General features: G+C 57.6%; 18 protein-coding genes and 8 pseudogenes. 12 read left to right on the top strand and 14 right to left on the bottom strand.

The genetic code is table 11. The features are described 5' to 3' along the window. The first annotated feature begins 3 nt into the window (after window positions 1-3). From asr to SOPEG_RS12080, 3 genes and pseudogenes are all read left to right on the top strand, one after another. On the top strand, window positions 4-318 hold the full coding sequence (asr, locus tag SOPEG_RS12085; RefSeq protein WP_025245539.1) for an acid resistance repetitive basic protein Asr: 315 nt from the start codon (window positions 4-6) through the stop codon (window positions 316-318). 140 nt (window positions 319-458) lie between these two features. Beyond that, on the top strand, window positions 459-587 hold the full coding sequence (gene ydgU / locus SOPEG_RS31195) for a small membrane protein YdgU (protein WP_470250508.1): 129 nt from the start codon (window positions 459-461) through the stop codon (window positions 585-587). A 98-nt stretch (window positions 588-685) separates the two neighbouring features. After that, window positions 686-1,476 (top strand): annotated as a pseudogene (locus tag SOPEG_RS12080) (trypsin-like serine peptidase). A gap of 24 nt (window positions 1,477-1,500) precedes the next feature. On the opposite strand, the gene hrpA reads toward SOPEG_RS12080, so the two are convergent. Next, window positions 1,501-5,388, bottom strand: coding sequence for an ATP-dependent RNA helicase HrpA (gene hrpA / locus SOPEG_RS12075; protein ID WP_025245536.1), 3,888 nt, complete (start codon window positions 5,386-5,388; stop codon window positions 1,501-1,503). A 221-nt stretch (window positions 5,389-5,609) separates the two neighbouring features. On the opposite strand from hrpA, the pseudogene SOPEG_RS12070 reads away from it, so the two are divergent. Further along, window positions 5,610-6,032: pseudogene (locus tag SOPEG_RS12070) on the top strand (NAD(P)H-dependent oxidoreductase); the annotation flags it as partial. 13 nt (window positions 6,033-6,045) lie between these two features. Here SOPEG_RS12070 and SOPEG_RS26365 read toward each other — a convergent pair. The 4 genes and pseudogenes from SOPEG_RS26365 to SOPEG_RS27560 all read right to left on the bottom strand — a co-directional run. Further along, a pseudogene (locus tag SOPEG_RS26365) lies at window positions 6,046-6,213 on the bottom strand (YnbE family lipoprotein); the annotation flags it as partial. A 55-nt stretch (window positions 6,214-6,268) separates the two neighbouring features. Then, window positions 6,269-6,700: an intermembrane phospholipid transport protein YdbH family protein gene (locus SOPEG_RS28295; protein ID WP_470252318.1), complete on the bottom strand. Its 432-nt coding sequence runs from the start codon at window positions 6,698-6,700 to the stop codon at window positions 6,269-6,271. Window positions 6,701-6,711: 11 nt separating this feature from the next. Continuing rightward, the gene (locus SOPEG_RS27565; RefSeq protein ID WP_470252317.1) at window positions 6,712-7,947 is read right to left on the bottom strand and encodes an intermembrane phospholipid transport protein YdbH family protein; all 1,236 of its coding nucleotides are present in this window, start codon (window positions 7,945-7,947) and stop codon (window positions 6,712-6,714) included. A gap of 19 nt (window positions 7,948-7,966) precedes the next feature. Continuing rightward, complete coding sequence (locus SOPEG_RS27560; RefSeq protein WP_025245534.1) at window positions 7,967-8,161, bottom strand: hypothetical protein; 195 nt, start codon at window positions 8,159-8,161, stop codon at window positions 7,967-7,969. A 134-nt stretch (window positions 8,162-8,295) separates the two neighbouring features. Between SOPEG_RS27560 and SOPEG_RS12055 the strand changes: the two are divergent. The 6 genes and pseudogenes from SOPEG_RS12055 (at window position 8,296) to SOPEG_RS27550 (ending at window position 16,202) form a co-directional block, all read left to right on the top strand. After that, window positions 8,296-9,283, top strand: a pseudogene (locus tag SOPEG_RS12055) (2-hydroxyacid dehydrogenase). Between the two features lie 529 nt (window positions 9,284-9,812). Beyond that, window positions 9,813-13,366: pseudogene (gene nifJ, locus SOPEG_RS12045) on the top strand (pyruvate:ferredoxin (flavodoxin) oxidoreductase). Between the two features lie 495 nt (window positions 13,367-13,861). Next, window positions 13,862-14,188 carry a hypothetical protein gene (locus SOPEG_RS27555; RefSeq protein WP_025245531.1) on the top strand — a complete coding sequence of 109 codons (327 nt, stop codon included), beginning with the start codon at window positions 13,862-13,864 and terminating at the stop codon, window positions 14,186-14,188. Window positions 14,189-14,252: 64 nt separating this feature from the next. Beyond that, entirely contained in the window at window positions 14,253-15,176 is a 924-nt protein-coding gene (locus SOPEG_RS12040) for an IS5-like element ISSoEn1 family transposase (RefSeq protein WP_025245530.1), read from the top strand. A 94-nt stretch (window positions 15,177-15,270) separates the two neighbouring features. Next, window positions 15,271-15,633, top strand: coding sequence for a hypothetical protein (locus SOPEG_RS12035; protein WP_025245529.1), 363 nt, complete (start codon window positions 15,271-15,273; stop codon window positions 15,631-15,633). After that, window positions 15,633-16,202, top strand: a complete 570-nt coding sequence (locus SOPEG_RS27550) for a hypothetical protein (RefSeq protein ID WP_148297066.1) — start codon at window positions 15,633-15,635, stop codon at window positions 16,200-16,202. The genes SOPEG_RS12035 and SOPEG_RS27550 overlap by 1 nt, the downstream gene beginning before the upstream one ends. Here the strand turns inward: SOPEG_RS27550 and SOPEG_RS12030 are convergent. Further along, window positions 16,110-17,318 carry an IS256-like element ISSoEn2 family transposase gene (locus tag SOPEG_RS12030; protein ID WP_025244030.1) on the bottom strand — a complete coding sequence of 403 codons (1,209 nt, stop codon included), beginning with the start codon at window positions 17,316-17,318 and terminating at the stop codon, window positions 16,110-16,112. The genes SOPEG_RS27550 and SOPEG_RS12030 overlap by 93 nt on opposite strands. Before the next feature lie 24 nt (window positions 17,319-17,342). On the opposite strand from SOPEG_RS12030, the gene SOPEG_RS12025 reads away from it, so the two are divergent. Beyond that, entirely contained in the window at window positions 17,343-18,260 is a 918-nt protein-coding gene (locus tag SOPEG_RS12025) for a collagenase (protein ID WP_081742994.1), read from the top strand. Window positions 18,261-18,441: 181 nt separating this feature from the next. Here the strand turns inward: SOPEG_RS12025 and SOPEG_RS30240 are convergent, their stop codons facing one another. The 3 genes from SOPEG_RS30240 to SOPEG_RS28515 form a co-directional block, all read right to left on the bottom strand. Next, a complete protein-coding gene (locus SOPEG_RS30240) occupies window positions 18,442-19,497 on the bottom strand; it encodes a hypothetical protein (protein ID WP_250635983.1) in 1,056 nt (351 codons plus the stop codon). A 52-nt stretch (window positions 19,498-19,549) separates the two neighbouring features. Further along, window positions 19,550-20,557 carry a pentapeptide repeat-containing protein gene (locus SOPEG_RS22955; RefSeq protein ID WP_081742993.1) on the bottom strand — a complete coding sequence of 336 codons (1,008 nt, stop codon included), beginning with the start codon at window positions 20,555-20,557 and terminating at the stop codon, window positions 19,550-19,552. 81 nt (window positions 20,558-20,638) lie between these two features. Further along, complete coding sequence (locus SOPEG_RS28515) at window positions 20,639-21,127, bottom strand: hypothetical protein (RefSeq protein WP_162149700.1); 489 nt, start codon at window positions 21,125-21,127, stop codon at window positions 20,639-20,641. Between SOPEG_RS28515 and ttcA the strand changes: the two are divergent. Beyond that, window positions 21,065-21,745 (top strand): annotated as a pseudogene (gene ttcA, locus SOPEG_RS24755) (tRNA 2-thiocytidine(32) synthetase TtcA); the annotation flags it as partial. The gene SOPEG_RS28515 and the pseudogene ttcA overlap by 63 nt on opposite strands. On the opposite strand, the pseudogene SOPEG_RS12005 reads toward ttcA, so the two are convergent. From SOPEG_RS12005 to SOPEG_RS11985, 5 genes and pseudogenes are all read right to left on the bottom strand, one after another. Next, a pseudogene (locus tag SOPEG_RS12005) lies at window positions 21,722-22,141 on the bottom strand (phage tail protein); the annotation flags it as partial. The pseudogenes ttcA and SOPEG_RS12005 sit on opposite strands and share 24 nt — an antisense overlap. Beyond that, window positions 22,138-22,752: a phage tail protein I gene (locus SOPEG_RS12000; RefSeq protein WP_025245522.1), complete on the bottom strand. Its 615-nt coding sequence runs from the start codon at window positions 22,750-22,752 to the stop codon at window positions 22,138-22,140. The gene SOPEG_RS12000 and the pseudogene SOPEG_RS12005, both read right to left, overlap by 4 nt. Next, on the bottom strand, window positions 22,745-23,644 hold the full coding sequence (locus SOPEG_RS11995) for a baseplate assembly protein (protein ID WP_025245521.1): 900 nt from the start codon (window positions 23,642-23,644) through the stop codon (window positions 22,745-22,747). Before SOPEG_RS11995 ends, SOPEG_RS12000 begins: the two co-directional genes overlap by 8 nt. Continuing rightward, the gene (locus SOPEG_RS11990) at window positions 23,631-23,999 is read right to left on the bottom strand and encodes a GPW/gp25 family protein (RefSeq protein ID WP_025245520.1); all 369 of its coding nucleotides are present in this window, start codon (window positions 23,997-23,999) and stop codon (window positions 23,631-23,633) included. The genes SOPEG_RS11995 and SOPEG_RS11990 overlap by 14 nt, the downstream gene beginning before the upstream one ends. Continuing rightward, window positions 23,996-24,561: pseudogene (locus tag SOPEG_RS11985) on the bottom strand (phage baseplate assembly protein V). Before SOPEG_RS11985 ends, SOPEG_RS11990 begins: the two are co-directional and overlap by 4 nt. Window positions 24,562-24,568 lie beyond the last annotated feature (7 nt).

Here is a 24,568-nt window from a genome sequence, read left to right as displayed (position 1 = left end):
ATAATGAAAAAAATTTTCGCACTGATTGTTGCCGCTACCATGGGATTGTCAAGCGCAGCTTTCGCCGCTGATACCACCACCGCACCGGCCGCCGGCAGCAGCAGCACCCAAACGGCACCGGCAAAAACCATGCATCACGTCAAAAAACACAAAAAAGCCAAGAAAACCGCACCGGCACAAACTACTCAGGCGGCTAAGAAACCCGTTAAGAAGCATAAAAAAGTTGCAGCCACCCAAACTGCCCAGGCCGCGAAGAAACACGTGAAAAAACACACCAAAGCCGCGCCGAAAGCCGCTGCCGCCACGCCTGCCGCTTAATTGAGGTAACCCCTGCCGACCGGCGGTTACTCCCCCTCACCGCCGCGCTCGGCCAGGGTCTTCGCGGGCCTGGTCCGCGGAAAATCGCTCTACCGCGACACCCGGAATTCCGGGTGTCGCTTTATTAGGGTCCGATCTATGTGCTGCGACGTTATCGCTATGAAATTATTCTGGGCGTCTTGATCCTCTGCGCGCTAATTAGTACGTCATTCTACCTCTGGCTACCCGACAGACGGACGGCCTACGGCAGGCTGCCTTTAGCCGACTGAAACACAACGTTTTTTACTCTCCTTAGTGACTATTATCGGCTATAGTGAGTAAACGCCGCACGGATGAATCTCGAGATAATCATAAGGCACGTCTTTCTATGCGTATTGCGCCATTGCTGGTGTTATTGGTCACGATGATCCCTTTGTCCCGCGCCGCCGCCGCATTGAGCGACGAGCAGCGCACGCTTTTCTTCGGCCACGACCAACGTCAGGCCATTATGGATCCCACCGGTTGGCCGTGGCAGGCTATTGGCCAGGTGGAAACCGCCAGCGGCAATTTGTGTACCGCCACGCTTATCTCTGCGCATCTGGCGTTGACGGCCGGCCATTGTGTGCTGACGCCGCCGTTATGTTACGTTTTGTCGCCGACCACCAGCGCTGGCGCTATCAGACCAGCGCGATCGAAACACTGGTCTCCTCTTCGCTAGGCAAACGATTGAAACCCGCCGGGGATGGCTGGGTGGTACCACCGTCGGCGGCCCGGGGAAGATTTTGCGTTAATTCGCCTGAAACAGGCTTTCACGGCATTAAAGCCGCTACCGCTTTGGGAAGGCGATCGCGAAGAGTTAACCTTACAGTTGAAACAAGCAGAACGGCACGTTACGCAGGCCGGTTATCCCGAGGATCATCTCGATACGCTCTATCGCCATGAAAACTGTCAGATTACCGGCTGGGCGCAGAGTGCGGTGCCATCGCACCGCTGCCTGGCGACAGCGGCTCGCCGCTCATGCTCTATACCTTGACCGGCTGGCGATTGATAGCCATCCAAAGTTCGGCGCCTCTGGCGAAAGACCGCTACCGGGCCGATAACCGCGCGTTGGCTATTACCGCGATTCGCGACCAACTGACGCAACTCAGCGCCGGGGAGCGGAATAAGCCGGCGCCCTAAGCGCCGGCACCTTTAACGCACAGTTTACGGCTGAATAAGATCCATAGCCTGCTGAATGCGTTTTTCCGAGACGGGGGGCGGCGTCCCCAGCTGTTGGGCAAAAAAGCTGACCCTGAGCTCTTCAATCATCCAACGAATGTCCGCCACAGCCTCCTCTTCTCGCCGGGCGGCCGGGAGTTTGGCCAACCATTGCCGCCACGCCTGCTGCACCGCTTCCACTTTCAGCATCTGCGCACGGTCCCGATGCGGATCGATGGCCAATTTATCCAGGCGGCGTTCGATGGCGCGCAAATAGCGTAAAATGTCCGCCAGCCGCCGCTCGCCGCTCGCGGTGACAAAGCCGCGGTACACCAGGCCGTCGAGCTGGCTTTTGATATCGGACATCGCCAGCGCCAGGCTAAGATCGACTTTCCCTTTCAGCCGCTTATTGATGGCGAACACCACGCTTAGAATTTGCTCCACCAGACTGGCGATGTCGACCACCATCGGGTTAAGATGGCCGCGCACATGCTCTTGTAGCCGCAAATAGTCCTGCTCCTGCCACACCAGCCCGCCCTGTTCCGCCATCAGTTTATCCACGCCGCAGCTGATACAATCGTCTATCAGCTCCAGCACCTTGCCGTAAGGATTGAAATAGAGCCCCAGTTTGGCTTTATTGGGCAATTTTTCATGCAGATATTTGATCGGCGAGGGAATATTGAGCAGCAGCAGGCGGCGTACGCCCTGCCACATGGCCCGCCGCTGCTGCTCTTCGGTCTCAAACAGCCTGATGGCGACGCTTTGCTGCTCATCCACCAGCGCCGGCCAAGCCATAAGCCGATAGCCGCCCTTTTTCTGCTCAAACCGCTGCGGTAGGGAGCCGAAATGCCAACTTTGCACATTCTCCTGCTCCAGCCCTTCCTCCGCTACCGCCGCCAGGGTCTGCTGAACGTTGTCTTTAAGCTGGGCTTTCAGACTGTCCAGATCTTTGCCCTCGGCCAGGGTTTTTTGTTGCTCATCCACCACCCGGAAGGTCATTTTCACATGATCGGGCACCTGGTCCAGTTGCCAGGCCTCTCGCTCGATGGTCACGCCGCTCATGCGCCGCAGTTCGCGCTCCAGGACGTCCAGCAGCCGCGTGTCGCCGGCCGTCACACGCTCAAGGAAAGCCTCGGCATAATTCGGCGCCGAAACAAAGTTACGCCGTAACGGTTTAGGAAGCGATTTAATCAGCGCAATCACCAACTCCCGCCGTATGCCGGGAATTTGCCAGTCAAACCCCTGCGGCGAAACTTGATTCAGCAGCGGCAGCGGGATATGCACCGTGACGCCGTCAGCATCGTTGCCCGGTTCAAACTGGTAACTCAGCTGCAGTTTCAGGCTGCCCTGGCGCCAAATATTAGGATAGTCAACCGCACTGATGGCTTCCGCCCCCGCGCGTACCAGCATGGTTTTTTCAAAATTGAGCCGCTCGGGATCGGCCTTCTGCATCCGCTGCCACCAACTATCGAAATGGCGCGCCGATACCACCTCTTCACCGATACGCCCGTCGTAAAACGCGAACAGCGTTTCATCGTCCACCAAAATATCCCGGCGCCGGGATTTATGCTCCAGCTCCTCAACCTCATCGAGCAGCCGCCGGTTGGCGCGGAAAAAGGGATGACGGATCTGCCAATCCCCTTCCACCAGCGCATGGCGAATAAACAGCGCGCGGCAAAGCGCCGGATCAATGGCGCCATAGTTGACCTTCCGGCCGATGACGATGGGCAGCCCCAGAAGCGTCACCCGTTCCGCGGCCATGACCGCGCCGGCGGCCTTCTCCCAATGGGGTTCGCTGTAACTGCGTTTCACCAGGTGAGGCGCCAGCGGCTCTATCCACTCCGGTTCGATGCGGGCGGCAATCCGGCCCCATAGCCGGCTGGTTTCTACCAGCTCCGCGACCATGGTCCATTTGGGCGGTTTTTTGAACAACGCAGAGCCGGGATAAAGCGCGAAACGGGCATTGCGGGTACCGGTGTACTCCGGTTTATCGGTGTCTTTTTGTCCAATATGGGACAATAAGCCGGTCAACAGCGCGCTATGCAGCGACCGATAATCGGCGGGTTGGGCATTGATCGGCAGGCCCAGAGTTTTAACGGTCTGGCGCAGTTGGGTATAGACGTCCTGCCATTCCCGCACGCGCAAATAGCTGAGAAAATCCACCCGGCACTGGCGGCGCAACTGGCTGGAGGATAATGCTTTTTGCTGCGTCTGGAGGTAATCCCACAAATTGACAAAAGCGAGAAAATCAGACTCTTTGTCCGCGAAGCGGTGGTGCTTTTCATCCGATGCCTGCTTTTTGTCCATGGGCCGTTCGCGCGGATCCTGGATAGACAGCGCGGCAGCGATAATCATCACCTCACGCACGCAGCCGCCGCTGCGGGCCGCAAGTACCAGGCGCGCCAGGCGCGGATCCAGCGGCAACTGGGCCAATTGCCGGCCAAGGGGACTCAGGCGATATCCCTCGGCCGTTTCGCCCTCCAGCGCGCCCAGTTCTTCCAGTAGCCGAACGCCATCCTGGATATGACGCTTATCGGGGGCTTCCACAAACGGAAACGCAGCGATATCACCGAGCCCCAGCGCCGTCATTTGCAGTATGACGGACGCCAAATGGGTGCGCAGTATTTCGGGGTCGGTAAAGGCCGGGCGCGAGAGAAAATTCTGCTCGGAATAGAGGCGGATACAGATACCTTCCGACACGCGGCCGCAGCGGCCTTTTCGCTGATTGGCCGACGCTTGGGAAATCGGCTCGATAGGCAAGCGTTGTACCTTGGTTCGGAAACTGTAACGGCTGATCCGCGCCGTACCGGGGTCAATGACGTATTTGATCCCGGGGACCGTCAGCGACGTTTCCGCCACGTTGGTCGCCAGCACGATGCGCCGCCCGGAATGGGATTGAAACACCCGATTCTGTCCGGCGTTGGATAAGCGCGCGTACAGGGGCAACACCTCGGTATGGGGCAAATTGAGCCGATTGAGGCCGTCGGCGGTATCGCGGATTTCCCGCTCGCCGCTCAAGAAAATCAGAATGTCTCCCGGCCCTTCTTTACCTAGTTCCTGCACCGCATCGTAGATGCCCTGAGCCTGATCCCCCTCGTCGTCCGCCTGTTCCGCCAGCGGGCGGTAGCGCACCTCCACCGGATAGGTGCGCCCGGAAACTTCAATAATCGGCGCGTGATGAAAGTGGCGCGAGAAGCGCTCCGGATCGATGGTGGCGGAGGTAATGATCACTTTCAAATCGGGTCGACGCGGCAGCAACTGATGCAGATAGCCGAGAATAAAATCGATATTGAGGCTGCGCTCGTGGGCTTCGTCAATAATCAGCGTGTCGTACTGCAGCAACAGGCGATCCTGCTGGATCTCCGCGAGCAGTATGCCGTCGGTCATCAGCTTCACCAGAGTATTGTCGCCAATTTGATCGTTGAACCGCACCTTGTAGCCGACGGCGCCCCCGAGCGGGGTCTCCAGTTCGCCGGCGATACGATCGGCCACGCTGCGCGCCGCCAGCCTTCGCGGCTGCGTATGGCCGATCATGCCGGTAACGCCCCGCCCGAGCGCCAGACAGATTTTTGGCAGCTGCATGGTTTTACCTGAACCGGTTTCACCCGCCACGATGACCACTTGATGGTCCTGTACCGCCTCAAGAATCGCCTGACGTTTCTGGCTGACGGGTAAATTTTCTGGGTAAGTGATGAAGGGCACGGCCGCGCGGCGGTCCAGCACCCGCTGCCGCGAAGCGGCAATGGCGGTTTCCATTTCCCGCTGCCAGCGTTGCTGCTGCTCGCCGGACAACGGCCGTTTTGCGGCGCCCCGCAGGCGGCGTTTAAGCACCGTTTTGTCGCGGATCATGACATCGTCCAGCGTGGCGGTCAGTGCCGCAAGGGGTGAATTCACGTTGTCTTTCCTCTACCTGCGGCCGGACGTGCGCGCCCGGCCAGCCGTTCTCTTCAACTTATTGGCCCCCATTCTACCATAATCCGGCGCGGCGCCCTAGGGTTCCCGGTGTTGTTCAGTATTTTCGAATGAACAACTCGAATTATTGCGCTTTCATCCCGGCGCTAAGTTGCCTAGAGTAAACGTCAGGTTGTTGAACCCGTCTTCATTAAGGAATATCCATGAGCAAAGTTTTGGTAGTCAAGTCCAGTATTCTGGCCACCTTTTCCCAGTCAAATCCGTTGGCTGACCATTTCATTGAGCAGTGGCGCCAGCAGCATTCAGGCGACGAGATTACCGTGCGCAATTTGGGCGCCGAGCCGGTCCCGGAGCTGGATGGTGAACTGGTCGGGGCGCTGCGTCCTTCCGACGCCACCTTAACCCCGCGTCAGCAGCAGACGCTGGAATTATCCGACGCGCTGATGAATGAATTGCAGGCTAATGATGTGCTGGTGTTGACCGCGCCTATGTACAACTTCGCGATCCCCAGCCAGTTGAAAAACTACTCCGATTTGATCGCCCGCGCCGGCGTGACCTTCCGCTACAGCGAACAGGGTCCGGAAGGATTGGTAAAAAACAAACGCGCGCTGATGTCTCGGATGCGGCCCGATCGCGATTTAGCAGCGCCTCGCTTTGCGGGTCGGCCTTTATGAGGATATCGTGCTCGACCTTGACTTTGATGTTAATGGTTATCGGCGCGGTCGGCGTGGCGATTTCAATACGCGGTACGCACTGCGTAAAAAGCAACGGCGACAGTAGCGCAATCAGGCTCTTGATCCAACGCATTAAGGCTCCCCTTCGGCAGGTGCTTCGGCGAACTGGGGATCCAGACGCAATGTCATCAAATTATCGCTGGCAATCCAACCGCGGGGATAAGCTGACTCGCATCATCAAGCAACAGCGGCAGCTCGCCGCTTACCCGCCCGGACATGGCGAACTGTTTGGGTTTTAACGCGGTGATAAGCTCGCTCATTTCCACACCCTGCACCTTCAGCACCGCTGGCGCGTGCTGCGGCAGCCGCAGCGGGGTTAAAGATACCTGACCGCCAAGAGTTTTCAACGTCATGTGAGTTAAGGTGAGCGGATGGTCGTCATCAAAGGGATAGAAACCTTTCAGGCCGGTATCCAGCTCACACAAGGCTATAGGGAAGATGATTTCATCGATGTGCAATGCAGCCGGCTGGCGGATCCCTAACTGCCAACGGCTTTGCGCCAGGCGGTAGGATAGCGACAGCCGAACGCCGACCAAACGGCTGTCGCCGCGGCGCCACACGAGCGGCGCGGTCAACCGCAGGGGCGGGCATCGATAAGACCATAGCGAAAACGATCCATTTCCCCCTGTGCCGCGCTCAGACGCAGAATGTGGTCCTGCCAGGCACCACGACCGGCAATGCGCCAGCTAGCGTCAAACGGCCACAGCTCGCCATTGCCCCACAGCCGCCACCGCCAATCGCCGGCGTCGGGCCAGAAGTTCAACGCTTTACCGTCCAAATGCAGTGTAAAACGCCCATGGTTTCCGGCTCTGGCCTGTAAAATGGCCTGTAGCCGGCCGTTCACCCCCGCGGAGGACAGCTGAACACAGGCTAGGGGCAAACGCGCGCTATCGATGTCAAACACGTCCGACACGCCCCCGACCAGACACAAAAGCGCGCCGGGCAACAAGGCAAGATACGGGGCGATAACATCGCCGCGCAATTCGCCGGGGATAGCGGCATCCAGCGAAAGAGTGTTGTCATTTACCATGCCGTTGAGGCGAAACGGCAGGCGATTATCCGTCAGCCGCAGCGGGCCAGGATCGATATTCAACACCGCGTTGGCGCGCCCACGTAATCCCTGCGTCAGCACGTTGAGCCGCGCGCTGACGCCGAGGCCGGCCAGACCGTCGCGCCAGTCGGTCAGCGTCAGGGCAATTCCCCCCGCCAGCGCCTGGGTGGCGTAAGGCCAACGCCACCGTCCATCGCTCACCACCCACTCTCGTGCGGAAAGGCGCCACGGCAGATGCACCAGCGTCATGCCGTTCTGGCTATCGGTAATCGACAGCACACCCTGCTGTTGACGCCAGTTGAGATCAAAGGTGAGCGCCGTACCGTTCGCCAGGGTAAGGCCATCCTGCACGGTCCCGCGCTCGGGCAGCAGCCGGGCGCCGGGGGCCAGGGTGAGTTTCCCCTGTAAGACTACCGGCGCGGGAGCGGGCGCGCCGTTCAAGGACAGGCGCTCCAGGGTCAATTGGTGATCGTCAAGGGCCAGCTCGGCCGCCAGTTTATCGCTTTGATAAGCGAGCCGGGTGCCTGGCCCCGCATGCGTCAGGGTCAGGCGGCCTGCCCACTCCTGCCAGGGGGCTACCGTCAGCCGGTCGATAAGCACGCTAAATGCCGGCAACCCTTGCCATTGCGCAAGCGGATCCCGTGCGGAGGCCGTTGACGTCGATTGGTCTACGCAGGCGGTGTCTAGACGCAGGTCTATGAGATGCAACCGCCAGGCGCCGGCGCGGCGGGTCAGATCGCCGCCGTCGCTGCGCAGCCAGACGCAATCGGGACGGCTAAGGCGAAAGGCCGGCAGCTGTACGGCGCCCTAATTGCAGATCGTCGGGCAGCGCCCTATTGGCCAGCGTCGGTAACCAGCGCGGCAGGGTGAGCCATAGCGCGAGCAGCAGCAGAAAGAGCAGCAATAGCATCAGCGCAACATTGCGCAAGGGGCGGCGCAAAACGCCGAGCGGTATTAATGTCCGGGGCATGACAGTCCTTGTGGCTGACAAACCCGCCCACAATAACATATCCTACCAGAGGACTATATTGCCGATAACCGACGCCGCATTGTGCCTGTAATGGCCATCTGCTACGCTCGCCGGATTGCCAAGGAGACGAAATAATGAAAGTCGCTGTATACAGTACCAAAAATTACGATCATAAATATTTGTCCCAGGTTAATGAGGCGTTCGGCTTCGAGATGGAATATTTCGATTTCCTGCTAGCGCCCCGCACCGCCAAAACCGCCGAGGGCTGCAACGCGGTTTGCCTTTTCGTCAACGACGACGGCGGCCGGGAGGTGCTAGAGTAGTTGGCGGCGTTGGGCATCACCATCCTGGCGCTGCGCCGGCTTTAATAATGTCGATCTCGCGGCAGCGCGGGCGTTAGGCATTCAGGTGGTGCGGGTACCCGCCTATTCACCGGAAGCGGTGGCGGAGCATGCGGTGGGCATGATGATGTGTCTTAATCGGCGCATTCACCGGGCGTACCAGCGCACCCGCGATGCCAACTTTTCTCTTGAAGGGCTTATTGGTTTCAATATGCATCAGCGCACCGCCGGGATTATCGGCACCGGCAAGATAGGCGTCGCCGCAATGCGTATTTTGCGCGGATTCGGCATGCGGCTGCTAGCGTATGATCCCTATCCTAACCCCCAGGCGCTGGAGCTGGGCGCCGAATATGTGGATTTGCAGAGCCTCTATGCCGCCTTGGACGTCATTTCCCTCCATTGCCCGCTGACCCCGGAAAACCATCATCTGCTCAACCGCGCGGCCTTCGCGCAAATGAAAGATGGCGTCATGATCATCAATACCAGCCGCGGTGGCCTTATCGATTCCCAGGCGGCCATCGAGTCACTCAAAATGCAAAAGATTGGCGCGCTAGGGATGGATGTCTACGAAAACGAGCGCGATCTGTTTTTTGAGGATAAATCCAACGACGTCATACAGGATGATGTGTTCCGGCGGCTATCGGCATGCCATAACGTACTGTTCACCGGCCATCAGGCCTTCTTGACCGAAGAGGCGCTGACGCATATCGGCCAGACCACGCTACAGAATATCCAACGGCTGGCGCGGGGAGAAGAATGCCCCAACCTCGTAAACGCGTAACGTCGGGCGCGCATAGCGTCGGCGTAGACGCCATCAACCCGGGCCGGCGTTAAACGCGAGGGCGCCCGGCAGGCGCCCCACTCACCAACGCCGCTTGCCGGCAGGAGAACAGGCATTGCGCGCCCGATTTGCCGGCTCAGCGCGCCGGCAGGCGGCCTGTTCCGCCTGGCTCAGCACCGGGCGCGGCATACGTACCGTCGTCCCCTGCTGTTCGGGTTCGTCATTGACACTGGGATCGCTGCTGCACGCCACCAGTAACACGACTGAGGTCGCCAATAACCACCGTGATAACGTCATCAAAGGGCTCCGCAAGGATAAAATAGGAATAGTCTGGAAGAGCCAGTGTAGCGGCAGCGGGCGCTTTCGTCGAGAACCCGCCAATTGACTTTACACTTCATCTGTCTTTCCTCGCGTTTCTTGCATCACACAAAAGCTAAAATCCCCCAGGGTTAGTGCTGCTATACTTGCGGCAATTCATGATAAGCCAATGATTTCACGGCTATCATCCGCAGCACAGATAAGGGTCCTCATGATCACCACAGACGGGAACAATGCAGTCGCCTCGGTGGCCTACCGCATTAACGAAGTTATCGCCATCTACCCCATCACGCCCAGCTCTACCATGGCCGAGCAGGCCGATGCCTGGTCCGAGACCGGCACGCCCAATATTTGGGGCGACACCCCGCGGGTAGTGGAGATGCATTCCGAAGCCGGCGCCATCGCCACGGTGCACGGCGCGCTTCAAACCGGCGCGCTGTCCACCTCGTTCACGTCGTCTCAGGGATTATTGCTGATGATCCCGACTCTTTATAAGCTGGCCGGCCAGTTGACCCCTTTTGTCTTGCATGTGGCGGCGCGCACCGTTGCGACCCACGCGCTGTCGATTTTTGGCGACCATTCGGACGTCATGGCGGTGCGCCAGACCGGCTGCGCCATGCTGTGCGCCAATAACGCCCAGGAAGCACAGGACTTCGCGCTGATTGCCCAGGTGGCCAGTCTAAACAGCCGTTTGCCCTTCATCCACTTTTTTGACGGCTTTCGCACCTCCCACGAAATTAACAAAATCGCGCCGCTGTCGGATGACACATTAAAAGCGCTGCTGCCCCAGGACGCCATCGACGCCCACCGCGCCCGCGCGCTGACGCCGGATAATCCGATGATCCGCGGCACCTCCGCCAATCCCGATACCTATTTCCAGTCACGGGAAGCCACCAACCCCTGGTACAACGACGCCTATCGGCAGGTGGAGCAGGCAATGGACGACTTCGCCGCCGCCACCGGCCGGCACTACAAGCCGTTTGAATATTATGGTCATCCGCAGGCCGAGCGGGTCATTGTCGTGATGGGATCCGCCGCCGGTACCTGTGAAGAGGTGATTGATACCCTGCTCACTCGCGGTGAAAAGGTCGGGGTGGTCAAGGTGCGGCTATTCCGCCCCTTCTCCGCCCGCCATTTGCTTGAGATCATACCGCAGACGGTTAAGGCGATTGCGGTGCTGGACCGGACCAAGGAGCCGGGGGCACAGGCGGAACCGCTGTATCTTGATGTGATGACCGCGCTGGCGGAAGCCTACAGCCGGGGCGAACGCGACGCGCTGCCGCGTACCATCGGCGGCCGTTTTGGTCTGTCTTCCAAAGAGTTCGATCCGCCGTGCGTGCTGGCAGTGTTTAACGAGCTGGCGCAGGCGGCGCCGCGGCCGCGTTTTACCGTGGGTATCTATGATGATGTTACCCAGCTCTCGCTGCCGTTGCCCGAGGCGACGCTGCCGCGTCAGTCGCGGCTGGAGGCGCTGTTTTACGGTCTGGGCAGCGATGGCTCGGTGTCGGCGACCAAAAACTCCATCAAGATTATCGGTAACGCCACGCCGCTCTTCGCCCAGGGCTATTTCGTTTACGATTCAAAAAAGGCGGGGGGGATTAACCGTTTCCCATCTGCGGGTTAGCGAGAACCCCATTAATTCCGCCTATCTGGTGGGTGAGGCGGATTTTGTCGGCTGCCACCAATCGCAATTTATCGATAAATATCAGATGGTGGAGCGCCTGCGTCACGGCGGTATTTTCCTGATGAATACCCCCTACGGCGCCGATGAAATCTGGCCGCGCCTGCCGCAAGAGGTACAGGCGCTGCTCAATGAGCGCCAGGCGCGTTTTTACGTCATTAATGCCCAGCAGATTGCCCGCGAATGCCGGCTGGGCGCGCGTATTAACACCGTCATGCAGATGGCGTTCTTCCAGCTGTCCGGTATTTTACCGCCGGACACAGCGTTAAGCGCCCTGCAACAGGCGGTGGCCAAAAGCTACAGTAGCAAGGGACAAGAACTGGTGGAGCGCAACTGGCAGGCGCTGGCGGCGACCCGCGAGGCGCTGTTTAATGTAGTGCTGCAACCGGTCGACGGGGCAAGCCCCGTGCGCCCACCGGTCGTCTCCGATGTGGCGCCGGATTTCGTCAAAGTGGTGACCGCCGCCATGCTCGCCGGTTTGGGCGACGCCCTGCCCGTTTCGGCGTTGCCGCCGGACGGCAGCTGGCCGATGGGCACCACGCGCTGGGAAAAGCGCAACATCGCCGAAGAAATTCCGCTGTGGGAACCGTCGCTGTGTACCCAATGCAACCACTGCGTCGCCGCCTGTCCCCACGCCGCGATCCGCGCCAAGGTCGTCCCGCCACAGGCGCTGCTCGCCAGCGCCGGCGGGTTTGGCGTCTCTTGAGGTTAAGGCGCGCGATATGCGCGGCCAGAAGTATGTGTTGCAGGTGGCGCCGGAAGATTGCACCGGCTGCAATCTGTGCGTTGAGGTTTGTCCAGCTAAAGACCGGCAAAACCCGGAAATCAAAGCGATTAACATGGCATCGCGTCTGGCGCACGTGGAAGAGGAGAAGGTGCATTATGATTTTTTCCTCAACCTGCCTGAAATCGACACCCGCACGCTTGAGCGCATCGATATCCGCACCTCGCAGCTGATTACCCCGCTGTTTGAATACTCCGGCGCCTGCTCCGGCTGTAGCGAAACCCCGTATATCAAGCTGCTGACCCAGCTGTATGGCGACCGGTTGCTTATCGCCAACGCCACCGATTTATGGCGGCAACCTGCCCACCACAGAAGAGCAACTTATGGCGGCAACCTGCCCACCACGCCCTATACCACTAACGCCGACGGCCGCGGTCCGGCCTGGGCCAACTCGCTGTTCGAGGACAATGCGGAATTCGGCCTGGGCTTTCGTCTAACGGTGGATAGCCACCGCCAGCGGGTGTTGCGTCTGCTGGATAAGCACGCCGGGTCGTTACCTGATGCGCTGGTGGCAGGCCTGCGCGTCGCCGAGGCGCCGGTGGAAGAACGCCGGCGGCACATCGGCGAATTGCGCCGTCTGCTGGGCAATGCGGCAGAGACCACGGCGCGTCAGCTGGCGCGGGACGCCGATTACCTGGTGGATAAGTCCATCTGGCTTATCGGCGGCGACGGCTGGGCCTACGATATCGGCTTTGGCGGTCTGGATCATGTGATGAGCCTGACCGAAAACGTCAATGTGCTGGTCCTGGATACCCAATGCTATTCCAATACCGGCGGACAACAGTCCAAAGCCACGCCCCTCGGCACGGTGACCAAATTCGGTGAACAGGGCAAGCGCAAGGCGCGTAAAGATCTTGGCGTTAGCATGATGATGTACGGTCATGTCTATGTGGCACAGATTTCCCTCGGCGCGCAGTTGAATCAAACGGTGAAAGCCATACAGGAAGCGGGGGCCTATCCAGGCCCGTCCCTGATCATCGCTTATAGCCCCTGCTAAGAGCATGGTTATGATTTGGCGCTGAGCCATGACCAGATGCGCCAACTGACCGCCACCGGCTTCTGGCCGCTGTATCGCTTCGACCCTCGTCGCAGCGAAGAAGGCAAACTACCGCTGGCGCTGGACTCCCGGCCCCCCTCCAGCGATCTGTCCGCCACGCTGCTTAACGAACAGCGGTTCCGTCGGCTGAATACCCAACAGCCGGACGTCGCCAGCGCCCTATATCAGGCGGCGGAAAAAGAACTGAAGCAGAAATATGATTTCCTGGCGCGGATGGCCGGTAAGGCGGAAACCTCCGGTTGACGCCTACGCATTCCCCTGAGTAATGCTTTTCACAGGGTAGGGCCGTCGCAGCCCCACCCGCGCGCCGCCGTGCGAAACCGTTTTCTATCTCTTTTCCCCGTGCCATCCCCTGCGACGTCCTCCCTTTTTTGGCAATGCTCCCGCCGCTGCCGCGTCAGAATGAAATCCACAACGCGCTATTTTTTCCAAAAGCATGCCATCCCATCTCAATAAGTGTAGATAACTCATTGTATTAAAGGTCGATATTCACGCTTGGCGCTAAGAGATCTCACTGCTCCTATCCAGACTGCACCCGCACGGCAAGAGTAACTCTATCTCTTATGAATAAGGAAACCGACCGTTATGTTAGTACGACTATTCGGACAACAGATCGCTACCTTTCCCTCCGGCATGTAAACGATACCCACCATGGCAGGTGCGGCGCTAAGGCCGCGCCAACCGGCGACGGCACGGACCAAATGTTTTCGGATCACTGTTAAATATCAAGGAAAATGAATGCCAATTCAGGAACGAATAACCGCCCTTTCTGTCAAGAAATCGATCTCCCCTTCGGCGACGGACTCTTCTGTCTCCCCACGCTCGCAAAAACTGGCGCAGTTAACGCGCCTTGCGACCGTACCCGAACAAGTTACCCACAGCGGGGCGCCGCCCGTGAACACTCCCCGGCAATGGGCTTTTCCCTCCGTAAACGAAACCGCGGTGGCAAAAACCGCGCAACAGCGCGCAATCATTCTCACCGGCAGGAAACAATTGATGAAGGATATGCACAGCGACTACGACCCGTTCTTGAAAATCAGCTTTGGCCATAGCCGGCTTTGTTGAATAAATCGAACTTTTAGGTGACTGGCGGCTCTGATCACTACATTCGTTTCAACATCAGGTCCCCATGGCAAAGCAAAAGTTTAAAATCACCAACTGGCCTGCATACAACAATGCGCTCAGGCAGCGGGGGGACATGACAGTATGGCTTGATGAGTCAGCCATTGCTGCATGGACTGAGAGTACACCACCTGAACATCGTGGCCGGCCGCTTCACTATACCGATATGGCCATTACCACGGTTCTGATGATAAAGCGCGTGTTTAACCTTTCGCTCCGGGCGTTACAGGGTTTCGTTGACGCGATTTTTAAACTGATGGGGCTGTCGCTGCGCTGCCCAGATTACTCTCTGGTCAGCCGGCGAGCAAAAACCGTCGACATCAGCATAAAAACGCCAACCCGCGGCGAAATCTCACACCTGGTCATCGATGGCACCGGCCTGAAAATTTTCGGCGAAGGCGAATGGAAAGTCAGGCAGCATGGGGCTGAGAGGCGCAGAGTATGGCGCAAGCTTCATCTGGCAGTAGATAGCGCGACACATGAAATTATCTGTGCCGATTTATCGCTAAGCGGTACGACAGATGCGCAGGCGCTGCCCGGGCTGATTAACCAAACCCACCGGAAAATCAGGGAAGCGTCGGCTGACAGTGCTTACGATACGCGTTACTGTCATGATGCTCTGCTGAGGAAAAAAATAAAGCCGCTTATCCCACCGCGAAGTGGTGCGCAATATTGGCCAGCTCGATACCATGAGCATAACCATGCGGTGGCAAATCAGCATCTGAGCGGCAATAACGATACCTGGAAAAAGAAAGTAGGTTATCACCGGCGTTCACTGGCTGAAACGGCCATGTTCCGGTTTAAAACACTTCTGGGTGGTCATCTGAGTCTGCATGACTATGACGCGCAGGTAGGTGAGGCTATGGCAATGGTCAAAGCGCTTAACCGGATCACGCTGTTAGGAATGCCAAACAGCGTCCGTATCATGTAACAATCGCCCTGATAGGGAGGAAGTCGTCACAAATTTCGGATTTATTCAACAAAGCGGCCATAGCCCGCAAAAACTTCGCTATGCGGTGCAGGAAATGAATGATCGACTCGGTACAGGCAGGCTATTTGACGCGGACATCGCCGATCTGCGCCTGTTGACCAAATATATCGAAAGTGATTATCAACGTGTCACGCTCCCCGACGCCTTCGCCGGCGAACGTGAAGACGCCCGCCAAGCCGCTTCCATGGCGTTATCAAGATTAGGGGATTGCCTGACGGCCAGGAAAAAGGAGCTTATCTCAGCGGATCCGGGCGCCCGCGAAACAGGCGCTGACCTAGTCGACCCGCCGCTGCTGATATTGGCGAAAACCTGGCTGCAAGCGTTGGGAATCATGGTACGAAATCACCCGACCCCGGCGACAACGTCAAAAAAAATTATAAAAATCTGCGCATGTTGATGACGCAATTCCTGACCTGCGCACAGTTCCAACGCATGAGTGATTATGCCTCCAGCAACTGCTTTATTGCACTTTGCGATCTCATAAACAGTGTGCCCCCACACAGCCGCGATGATCAATTTTTATATACCAAGCAAAAGCAGCTCAAGAGCGTTATCAAGCAAACGATCCGAGCATCACTGGAATTTGTCGCAACAGGATCAGATGTCTATGCTTTGGATCATTTGCGTCGCGCGATGGATGCTTATACCGCCATTGGCGTCAGAGTAATAAAGTACAGCCATATGCATGACCAAGGTTCGTTACTCAAGCCGCTTAACCGACAACTTACCCACTGGCTTAAGGCTTATAAGGATTTGGGAGAAAAGAGCCCGCTGAGAGAAGAGATTCGCGTGGTGCTGGCGAAATATGTGGCGGATACCGGGCAAAACCCGACTGAATTGACCCTGTACACGATTCTGTGTAAATGCCTTTTCTCAGAAGTGACCGTCCAGGCGGTCACCGAACTCGATAATAAAGCGGCTCATTGCCATGCGCCAGTCCCTCAAAGGCATTGTCCATTTCTGTGAGGCCGCCTGTATCGCCAGCCACACCACCTTTTTCACTGCGTCGTCGGTCGGGAACACCTTGCGCTTTTTGATGGCATGCCGGATCACGCTGTTTAACGACTCGATGGCGTTGGTCGTGTAGATCACCTTGCGGATGTCCGTTGGGTAGGCAAAGAACGTGGCCAGATTGGCCCAGTTTGCCTGCCAGCTTCGACTTATTTGCGGGTAGCGGATGTCCCAGGCACTGGAGAACGCTTCCAGCGCCTGCAAGCCGGCTTCTTCCGTAGGGGCCTGATAGATAGCTTTCAGGTCGCGGGTGACGGCCTTGTAGTCCTTCCAGGAGACGAACCGCAGGCTGTTGCGCACCATATGTACGATACACAGCTGGAGCCGCGCCTCCGGATACACCGCGTTAATAGCGTCAGGGAAACCTTTCAGCCCGTCTACGCAGGCGATAAGGATATCGTTCAGGCCGCGGTTTTTCAGCTCTGTCAGCACGTTCAGCCAGAACTTTGCGCCTTCATTTTCGGCCAGCCACATACCTAGCAACTCTTTCTGGCCTTCGATGTTGATGCCCAGCGCCAGGAACACAGATTTGTTGATGATGCGGCTGTCCTGCCGGACTTTTAGAACGATACAGTCAAGATAAACAATGGGATAGACTGCATCCAGAGGCCGGTTTTGCCATTCGACAACCTGCTCCATGACCGCATCGGTAACCTTTGAGACCAGCGCCGGCGAGACATCGGCGTCATACAGCTCTTTGAACGCGGCGGCGATCTCGCGGGTGGTCATCCCTTTGGCGTACAACGATAAAATCTGGTTATCCATCCCGGTAATCCGGGTCTGGTTCTTCTTCACCAGTTGCGGTTCAAAGGAACCGTCACGATCGCGCGGAGTACGCAGCGCCAGCGGGCCATCGCCAGTGGTAACGGTTTTTGTGGAATAGCCGTTGCGGGCGTTGGTCCCCGGTTTAGGCTGATTTTTATCGTAGCCGAGGTGATGGGTCATTTCGGCATTGAGAGCTGCTTCGACGCTGATTTTTTTCAGCAGCCGATCGAAGTGACTGAGATCTTCAGGGGTTTTGAGATTTTTGGCCAGTTCGTTAGCCAGAGCCTGCAACTGTTTTTCGTCCATAAATTAACCTGTTTTTGATGTTGGATTGAACATATCAAAATCAGGCAAATACACAAATTTCTAAACAGGCTCACTGAATTATCTCGTCACTACTTTCACGGGCTGTTCAAGCCGCTTAATCACCGTACCCTTGTCCCGCACAAAACCCCATTATCAACCGGCGGCGAGCTGCAATCGCAGCTCGCGCTCTCTCCTTGTGAACGCGATGAGATTGGTAGGGAACTCGAAAAAACAGTCGCAAAATTTGTTGCACTGTTTGGCAAAAAAACGGTGATGGATTATGTCTCTAAACCGCTGCGGATGGTTGTCTTCAAAGAGAGAAAGCAATACGTATGTTATGGTAATTATCCTTACCGCATTAACACTAATAACGGTGGACTCTTCGTCAAAGGCGAACCGAGCAGTCCTCACAATCAGCCAAGCCTATATGTGTATTACCAGGAAGGAAAAATCCTTAATCTTTGCCATGAGTTTGTGCATTTTCTCGATAATAAATACATTACCTATGGCAACAGCGCCTATCTCCCCTCAGAATGGGTGACCTTTTGGCAAGAGGGCGTAGCACAATATCTCTCCGGTCAGGGTGAGGCTTATGCCGCGGCGGCATTGCGGCGCGATCCTGACGGCCAGCGCCCCAGTTTATCGCAACTTGTTGATATCAACGCCTATTCCGCCGACGGGCACAGCGACAGGCTGTACGTTTGGCCTTACTATGTGTTTAAATATCTCGCGAGCACCCCCGAGACCAAAGATATCAGGAGCGCATTAGCAATAGCGCTCGGGAAGCCGGACCATGGCGGCGCTTATAAACGTGTGTTGACCGAGTTTGTGACGGCGCATGCCGATCGGTTCAACGCCTGGTTAGACACAGAGGCTATCCTTGCCAAAGCCGCCCGCGAGGGTGCTAACGCACCCCGTGCCGCCGCGGCCGCACGCGCGTAAAGCCCTGTTTTCAGCACTTGCGCGCTAGCGCATCGAGGCAGGCCATCGCCTGCGTCATGAGTACCCTTTGCGGCTCCTGGCCCCTGCCGTCGAGGCGGCTACTGCCCAGTGCGCGACGACACGCGCCGCGGCTGAGATAATGACGACAAAGCCTGTACCAAGCCTTTCGCCACCTGTGGCGCTAGCGCCACTCGACCGGCATGACCTGCTTTAATACCTCTGGAAAATGCGTCGTCCCGTATCCTAACATCTCACTGGCCACGACGGAGGCGCAGGTGGCTTCACCTTGGCGGCCAAGCAAAGCGTTTTTCCAGACGGTGAAGTCGCGTGCGGCGTGAGCGATGCGGCTCAGCAGCGTACAGGCCCGATCCAAGAAGGCGCAGGCGAGACTGCGTAATGCATAAGGCGAATCATCCTCGGTCCCGAATAGGCTGTTCGAGGCACATTTGGCAAAGAGCGCGGCTAGGCAAAACGTCACCTGCGCCCGCTCAGCAGGTGAACGGTCAACCAACAGCGCCAACTGCATCAGCCGTGCATAAAAACCCTCATCAAGCGTACAGTTGCCGTCGGTGTCGAACCGATAAACCCTGTTCACCCATAAGCCGTGCATCAGCAACTGCTTCTCAGGACTCACCAGTTTAATGTTTGAGTACGCCTGTTTCGTCGTTTCCACAAACAACTGCTGGGTGGCGGCACTCAGATTTAAGCGGGCCAAGACCTCAATAATATGTTTTTCGCTAAGCCGGCGCAGATAACCCGACTGGAACAGCGGAAAGCGCTCTTGGCGCAAGGTTTCCCAGCAATACTCCTGCCGGTTCACGGGGACGCCATCGCGGTAAAGGTAATAATGCCGGTAGTCCGCAGCGCTATGATCGCTACCGAGTAAGCTTTCAAGCCCCTCCTGCGATAACAACAGGGCGTAGGCGGAGCGTTTGCCGGCGAGGAAAACATAATTGGCCGCGCTTTTATCCTGCCAGTTGGGTGCATGTTTCGCACGATCACCAAATTCCTCCTTCAAGGCATAAGGCGCTATCCGGCGATGGGTGAGATAACGCGCATACAGCGTTTTCGCCTGCTGCACCGTCGCCGACGCGCGGCGAGCATAGATGGCCTGGGCAATCGTCTGGATAAAGGCGGCGCTATGGATAACCATACTCTCCGGGTAACGGCTGAAGGTATCGAGTATGACGCGCAGCACCTCTTCTTGTTGCCGGCGCATAATTTTCGTGTCGAAGATGCTGATAAAGCGCGAGCCGATTTCCTGTGACCAGCGGGCAATATCCGGTTCATCATAAATAAGGCGCGCTGGACAGTTTATCTAATCGCGCGGGGGCGACGGTGGCCAGGGAAAGGTCGGTTTGCTGTAGTGAAACCATTATCTGCCGCATTAACGTGATTTTCAGCGGCTGATAAACCGTGCTGATACTGTCAATGGCCTGCAAGACGCCACCGCCTTTGGCGTAATTGCTTGGATTAAGATAATTATCGAGGGCGTTTTTTTGACTCCATCCAGCTGACAGATCCAGTTTAAGGTCCCCTTCAATAATGGCCCCTTGGAAATTCATATTGCACATGCCGCCAGGAGAAATATGCGCGCCGCTCAGATTGGCGTTGCGCAAACAGGTGCCGCGAAAGTGAGTAGTGCGCAAATCCGCATTGCGCAGATTGGCATATCTGAGGCAGGCGCCGCTTAAATCGACCTTTTTAAGGTAGGCGTCGCTGAGATCGACATGCCGCAACTTGGCGCGGTAGAAGCTGGTGAGTTTGAAGTTGGCATTTTGAAGTTGGCATTCATTATGTAGCTTGGCGAAATCCAATACGGCATGGTTCAGTTGCGCTTGATTTAAATCGGCATACTGTAAATCCGCTCGACGTAACAGGACCTTGTCCAACCGTGCGCGATACAGCGTTGCGTGGCGCAATTTAGCCCGCCGCATGTTACAGCTGGTGAGATTCGCGTGGCTTAGATCGCTCTGGCACAATAGCACGGCCGTCATAGTGACCCGGTTAAATTCGCTTTTACGCAGATTCGCGCCGGTGAGATTTAATCTTCGCGGCAGGGTCATATCACTCATGATAAGATGGGGGAGATCCAACGCGCCAATATGTCGGTTACTGGCCGCCATGAGATTTTTCAACACCCACCATTTGGCCTTTTGCCACTTGGCTTTATGCGGTTTGCTCGAGGCGTCAGGAACGGTGCGGCTTAATATCATCCTGGCCGTGGTTTTAGCACCTTCGGCAAGTGCAGGATCTGCACCTGCACGATCCGATGGATGAGTCATTGCTCTGAACATAGTCCCCCTCCGCGTTGGCTCGAATAAGTCGCTCTCCTAAACGTCATCCCGCTCTGTTACGCGATGCGCCCCCCCTGAGCGTCATCCCGCCGCGTTGCCTGATACGCCCCGCCCCTGAACGGCATCCCAGGGGGGATCCATTTTACTACCATAGCGATTAAGTGGAAGGGGCGAAATATCTCTGCGGCAGCGAAATTGCAGTTTTAGACGATTTAAGCGGGCAAGGAATTGCTGAGTCGCCGTTAATCCCCAACCCGGATAGCGCGAAAAACGGGTCGCGAGCGGTCTGGCGGCGAGACAGCAATGCACATACCCCCCTTCGCTGCGCCCCATCCCACCAGGGCGAGAGAAATAGGGCGCCTTGATTGGCAGCCGCGAGAAGGCGGGTAAAACCGCCGGCGGCTGCATTTTTTGTCTGTCGATGCTGGCATTATCGCGTACAATCCGTACCATACGCCGGTAATGCCGCCCCGGGAAAACCTCTGGCGCGCGCAACGTCATCACGTTATGAGGAAGGCTGAGAACGCCGTGGTCATGCAAAAGCAGCAATACAACATTAATAAACTTCAAAAACGCCTGCGGCGCCACGTAGGCCAGGCGATTGCCGATTACGCCATGATTGAGGAAGGGGATCGCGTCATGATCTGCCTGTCCGGGGGCAAGGACAGCTACACCCTGCTCGAAATCCTGAGCAATTTGCAGCAAAGCGCGCCGGTCAATTTTTCCCTGGTTGCCGTCAATCTGGACCAGAAACAACCCGACTTCCCGGCGCATGTGCTGCCCGAGTATCTCGCGTCACAGGGCGTCGAATATCATATCGTCACCGAAGATACCTACCGTATCGTCAAGAACAAAATTCCCGAGGGTAAAACCACGTGCTCGCTCTGCTCACGTCTGCGCCGGGGCATTCTTTACCGCACCGCCACGGAATTGGGTGCGACGCGCATCGCGCTCGGCCACCATCGCGACGATATTCTGCAAACCCTGTTTCTGAATATGTTTTACGGCGGCAAACTCAAAGGGATGCCGCCCAAGCTTATGAGCGACGACGGCAAGCATATCGTCATCCGACCCCTGGCCTACTGCCGCGAAAAGGACATTGCCCGCTTCGCGCAGGCGCGCCAATTTCCGATTATTCCCTGCAACCTGTGCGGTTCGCAGCCCAATCTTCAGCGCCAGTTCCTCGGTGCTGTTGACGATCAGGATCATGCGGATGGTCTGGGTGCGCCCGCTGCCTTCCTGCATCTGGGGTTTGTAGCTTTCCGGGCAGTTGGCTACCGCTATCAGGGTGCCGTCTTTGTCAAACAGGCCCATTTCCCTTATCCACCATCCGCCTTCATTTTCCGGAATGACCTGCTCGGCGATAATCTGGTTGCCGTTAAGCGGGTCAATGCTCAGATGGTTAAGGGCCGCGCGGCGGCGTTCGCCTTTGAGCGCAGTTTGTGTCGGCTCAGGAAACGGCAGACTGCCGCCGCCATCCCCGACCGCCATGATACTTAAGTCAAGCTTGGTGCCCAGTGCGGCGGCGTTCGCCAGCCGGGCCGCGCCCTGGTGGGTCAGGATGCCAAAAAATTTGATGCTCATGATGTGATGCTCACGGTCAGGGTATCAGCGGTTTGCGTGCCGGCCGCGCCGGGGAGCGAGGCGGTGACACTCAGGGTTTCAGGGGTATAGGCGTAAACGGTCAGGATATCGCCGTCGTAGCTGCCGACGGCGACCGGAAGTTGCCCGTTAACGTCGAGATTGACCGACAGCCCGGTCATGTGGCGGCTGACCGGCTTGGCATCCGCAATTAGGCGCTCCAGCTCCTGGTACATGGCCTCGGTAATGCCGTTTTCCAGTACGCCCACATCCAGCCGGAAGGTGCCCGGCGCCTCACCAGTTTGCCACCATTCAATCACGCGGATGATATAGCCCAGCGGCTCTACCGCGCGCTTCAGGGCGGCGATAGTGCCCTTTTGCCGGTGGATCTGCCAGGCGGCTTTAATCACCTGCCGTCTGACAGACTCCGGCCAGTTTTTATCCCAACGGTCAACAGACAGCGCCCAGGCAAGATGAGGCAGTAGCGCCGCCGGACACGTATCCGCGTCCCATAACTGACGCAGTTCAACGGGAATATCACTGATCCGCGCTGTCACCTTTTCGGTATGACGCATAAAGTGGCTGGCTGACGGCGGTAGCAGAGCGTTATTCATCCGTGCCCCCTATGTTGATGGTGAAGGCGGTGCAGCGCGCCGCCTGTGTATCATCAATCACGATTTCTTCATCGGCAGGCGTCAGAACTTCCACGCGCTGTACACCCTGCACATGTAACGCGGCCATAATGGCGGAGCGGGCCACGTTACAGCCAATTTTTCCCTGCTGTGCCAGCCATGCCTTAAGCGACACCTGCGCGGCGGCCTGAATGGGTTCAGATTCCGGGCCGGGGTAGCAATGCAGACGCGCCTCAATCTGATAAGTGACGATGCTGGCCGACTGCACCGTCAGGCGATCACCAAGAGGGTGCTTATCTTCCGCGGATAAGGCGCGCGTCACACTCGCCAGGAGCGACGCGTCAGCAGTGCCATCCCCCTCTGTGGAGAGTACCGAAAGCACCACCACCGCAGGGGATGGGCTGGTCGCTTTTGCATCGGCCACCTTGCTGCTGGCGCTTTTGGCAAAGTATTCGTAGGCACCCGACGGCCCGGCAACACTCAGACCATCAAAGGCCGCTTGCGCCCGCAGGCGCAGGGCGGTGTCGCTTTCCATCACGGCGGAGTCGGTCTGCGTTGCAGGCGTTACCACCAGACGCCTGGTGTTCAGGTTAGCCGCCAGGTAATCCAGATCGGCGCCCACCGCATGACTTAACATACAGGCCGGCGCACCGTCATTGATCTGCTGCTCAAGCAGCATCACGCGGTAAACCACCACCTGGGCAATCACGTTCAGTGGCTCGGATTCCAGCGCTAGCGCCGCCGCAACCGACGCCTGCTGCGCCTTCGGAAAGGCTGCGATCATGAAAATCTTGATGTCATGAAGAATGCGCTCAAATGCCGGCACGGCAATGATGTGTGGCGGCGGTAACTGAGACAGGTCAACGGTTGACATGGCGACCACTCCTGAGCGTCAGTGTCGTGCTGGCGGGTTGCAAGGTTTCAGTGATGATCCCGGCGAGTTCAACCTTCACCGCGCCCATTTTTGAGTAATGGACAGCGATACCCTTCAGGGCAATGCGTGGCTCCCACTGGGCTAGCGCGACCACTGCTGCACTCATGCAGCGCAGGCGGGTGATGTCGTTTTCCGGCTCATCGAGCAAATCAGGCAGCAGGCTGCCGTAGTCCCGGCGCATCACACGGCTGGCCAACGGCGTGGTCAGCACATCACGAACGGCCTGCCACAGGTGGTCGGCATCGATAAGCAGTCCGGTGCTGTCCGGGTTCATGCCGGTATAGCGAACGGTCATGTCGGCCCCCCGGTGTTGCCGCCGCCACCCTGCACGCCGCCATGCACATGCGTATGCAGCGTCACCCCGTGAGAGGACAGCGCGCCGTCAGAATGCACAATGTCGCCTTTCATTGTGCCGCCTGCCGTCAGTTCAAACGTGCGCGCCTTCAGATGCGCCGTGCATTCCACCACGGCCGTTTCGAGCGTTACGCGGGTCTCAGCGACGATGTGGGCGGTCTTCATGCCCTGCGCGTACAGCGCGCCGGCGTCAGCGTCATAGCTAAACGCGCACCGTCTGGCGCGGTCAGTATGATGTCCTTCAGGCTGCTGCCCGGCGCCGGGTGATCGTGGCTATACAGGCTGCCGATGATGACCGCTGTTTCAGGATTGCCGCCCAATCACCCCAGCCAGACCTGTTCATCCACACAAGGCGGTGCCCAGAGCGTGAACGCGCCCGCGCGCAGGGTGTTCCAGCGCAGCCAGTCGGTCAGCAGCTCGCCGCTTTGCACGCGTACACGGGCGCTTTTTTCATCCACGGCGACCACCACGCCGACACGAAGCAGGTTTTCCAGCAGACGGATCAGTTCA

The sequence above is a fragment of the Candidatus Sodalis pierantonius str. SOPE genome (genome assembly GCF_000517405.1).
Classification (GTDB): domain Bacteria; phylum Pseudomonadota; class Gammaproteobacteria; order Enterobacterales; family Enterobacteriaceae; genus Sodalis_C; species Sodalis_C pierantonii.
The sequence above is the reverse complement of the archived record's forward strand: the minus strand, read 5'-3'. Positions and strand labels throughout refer to the sequence as shown.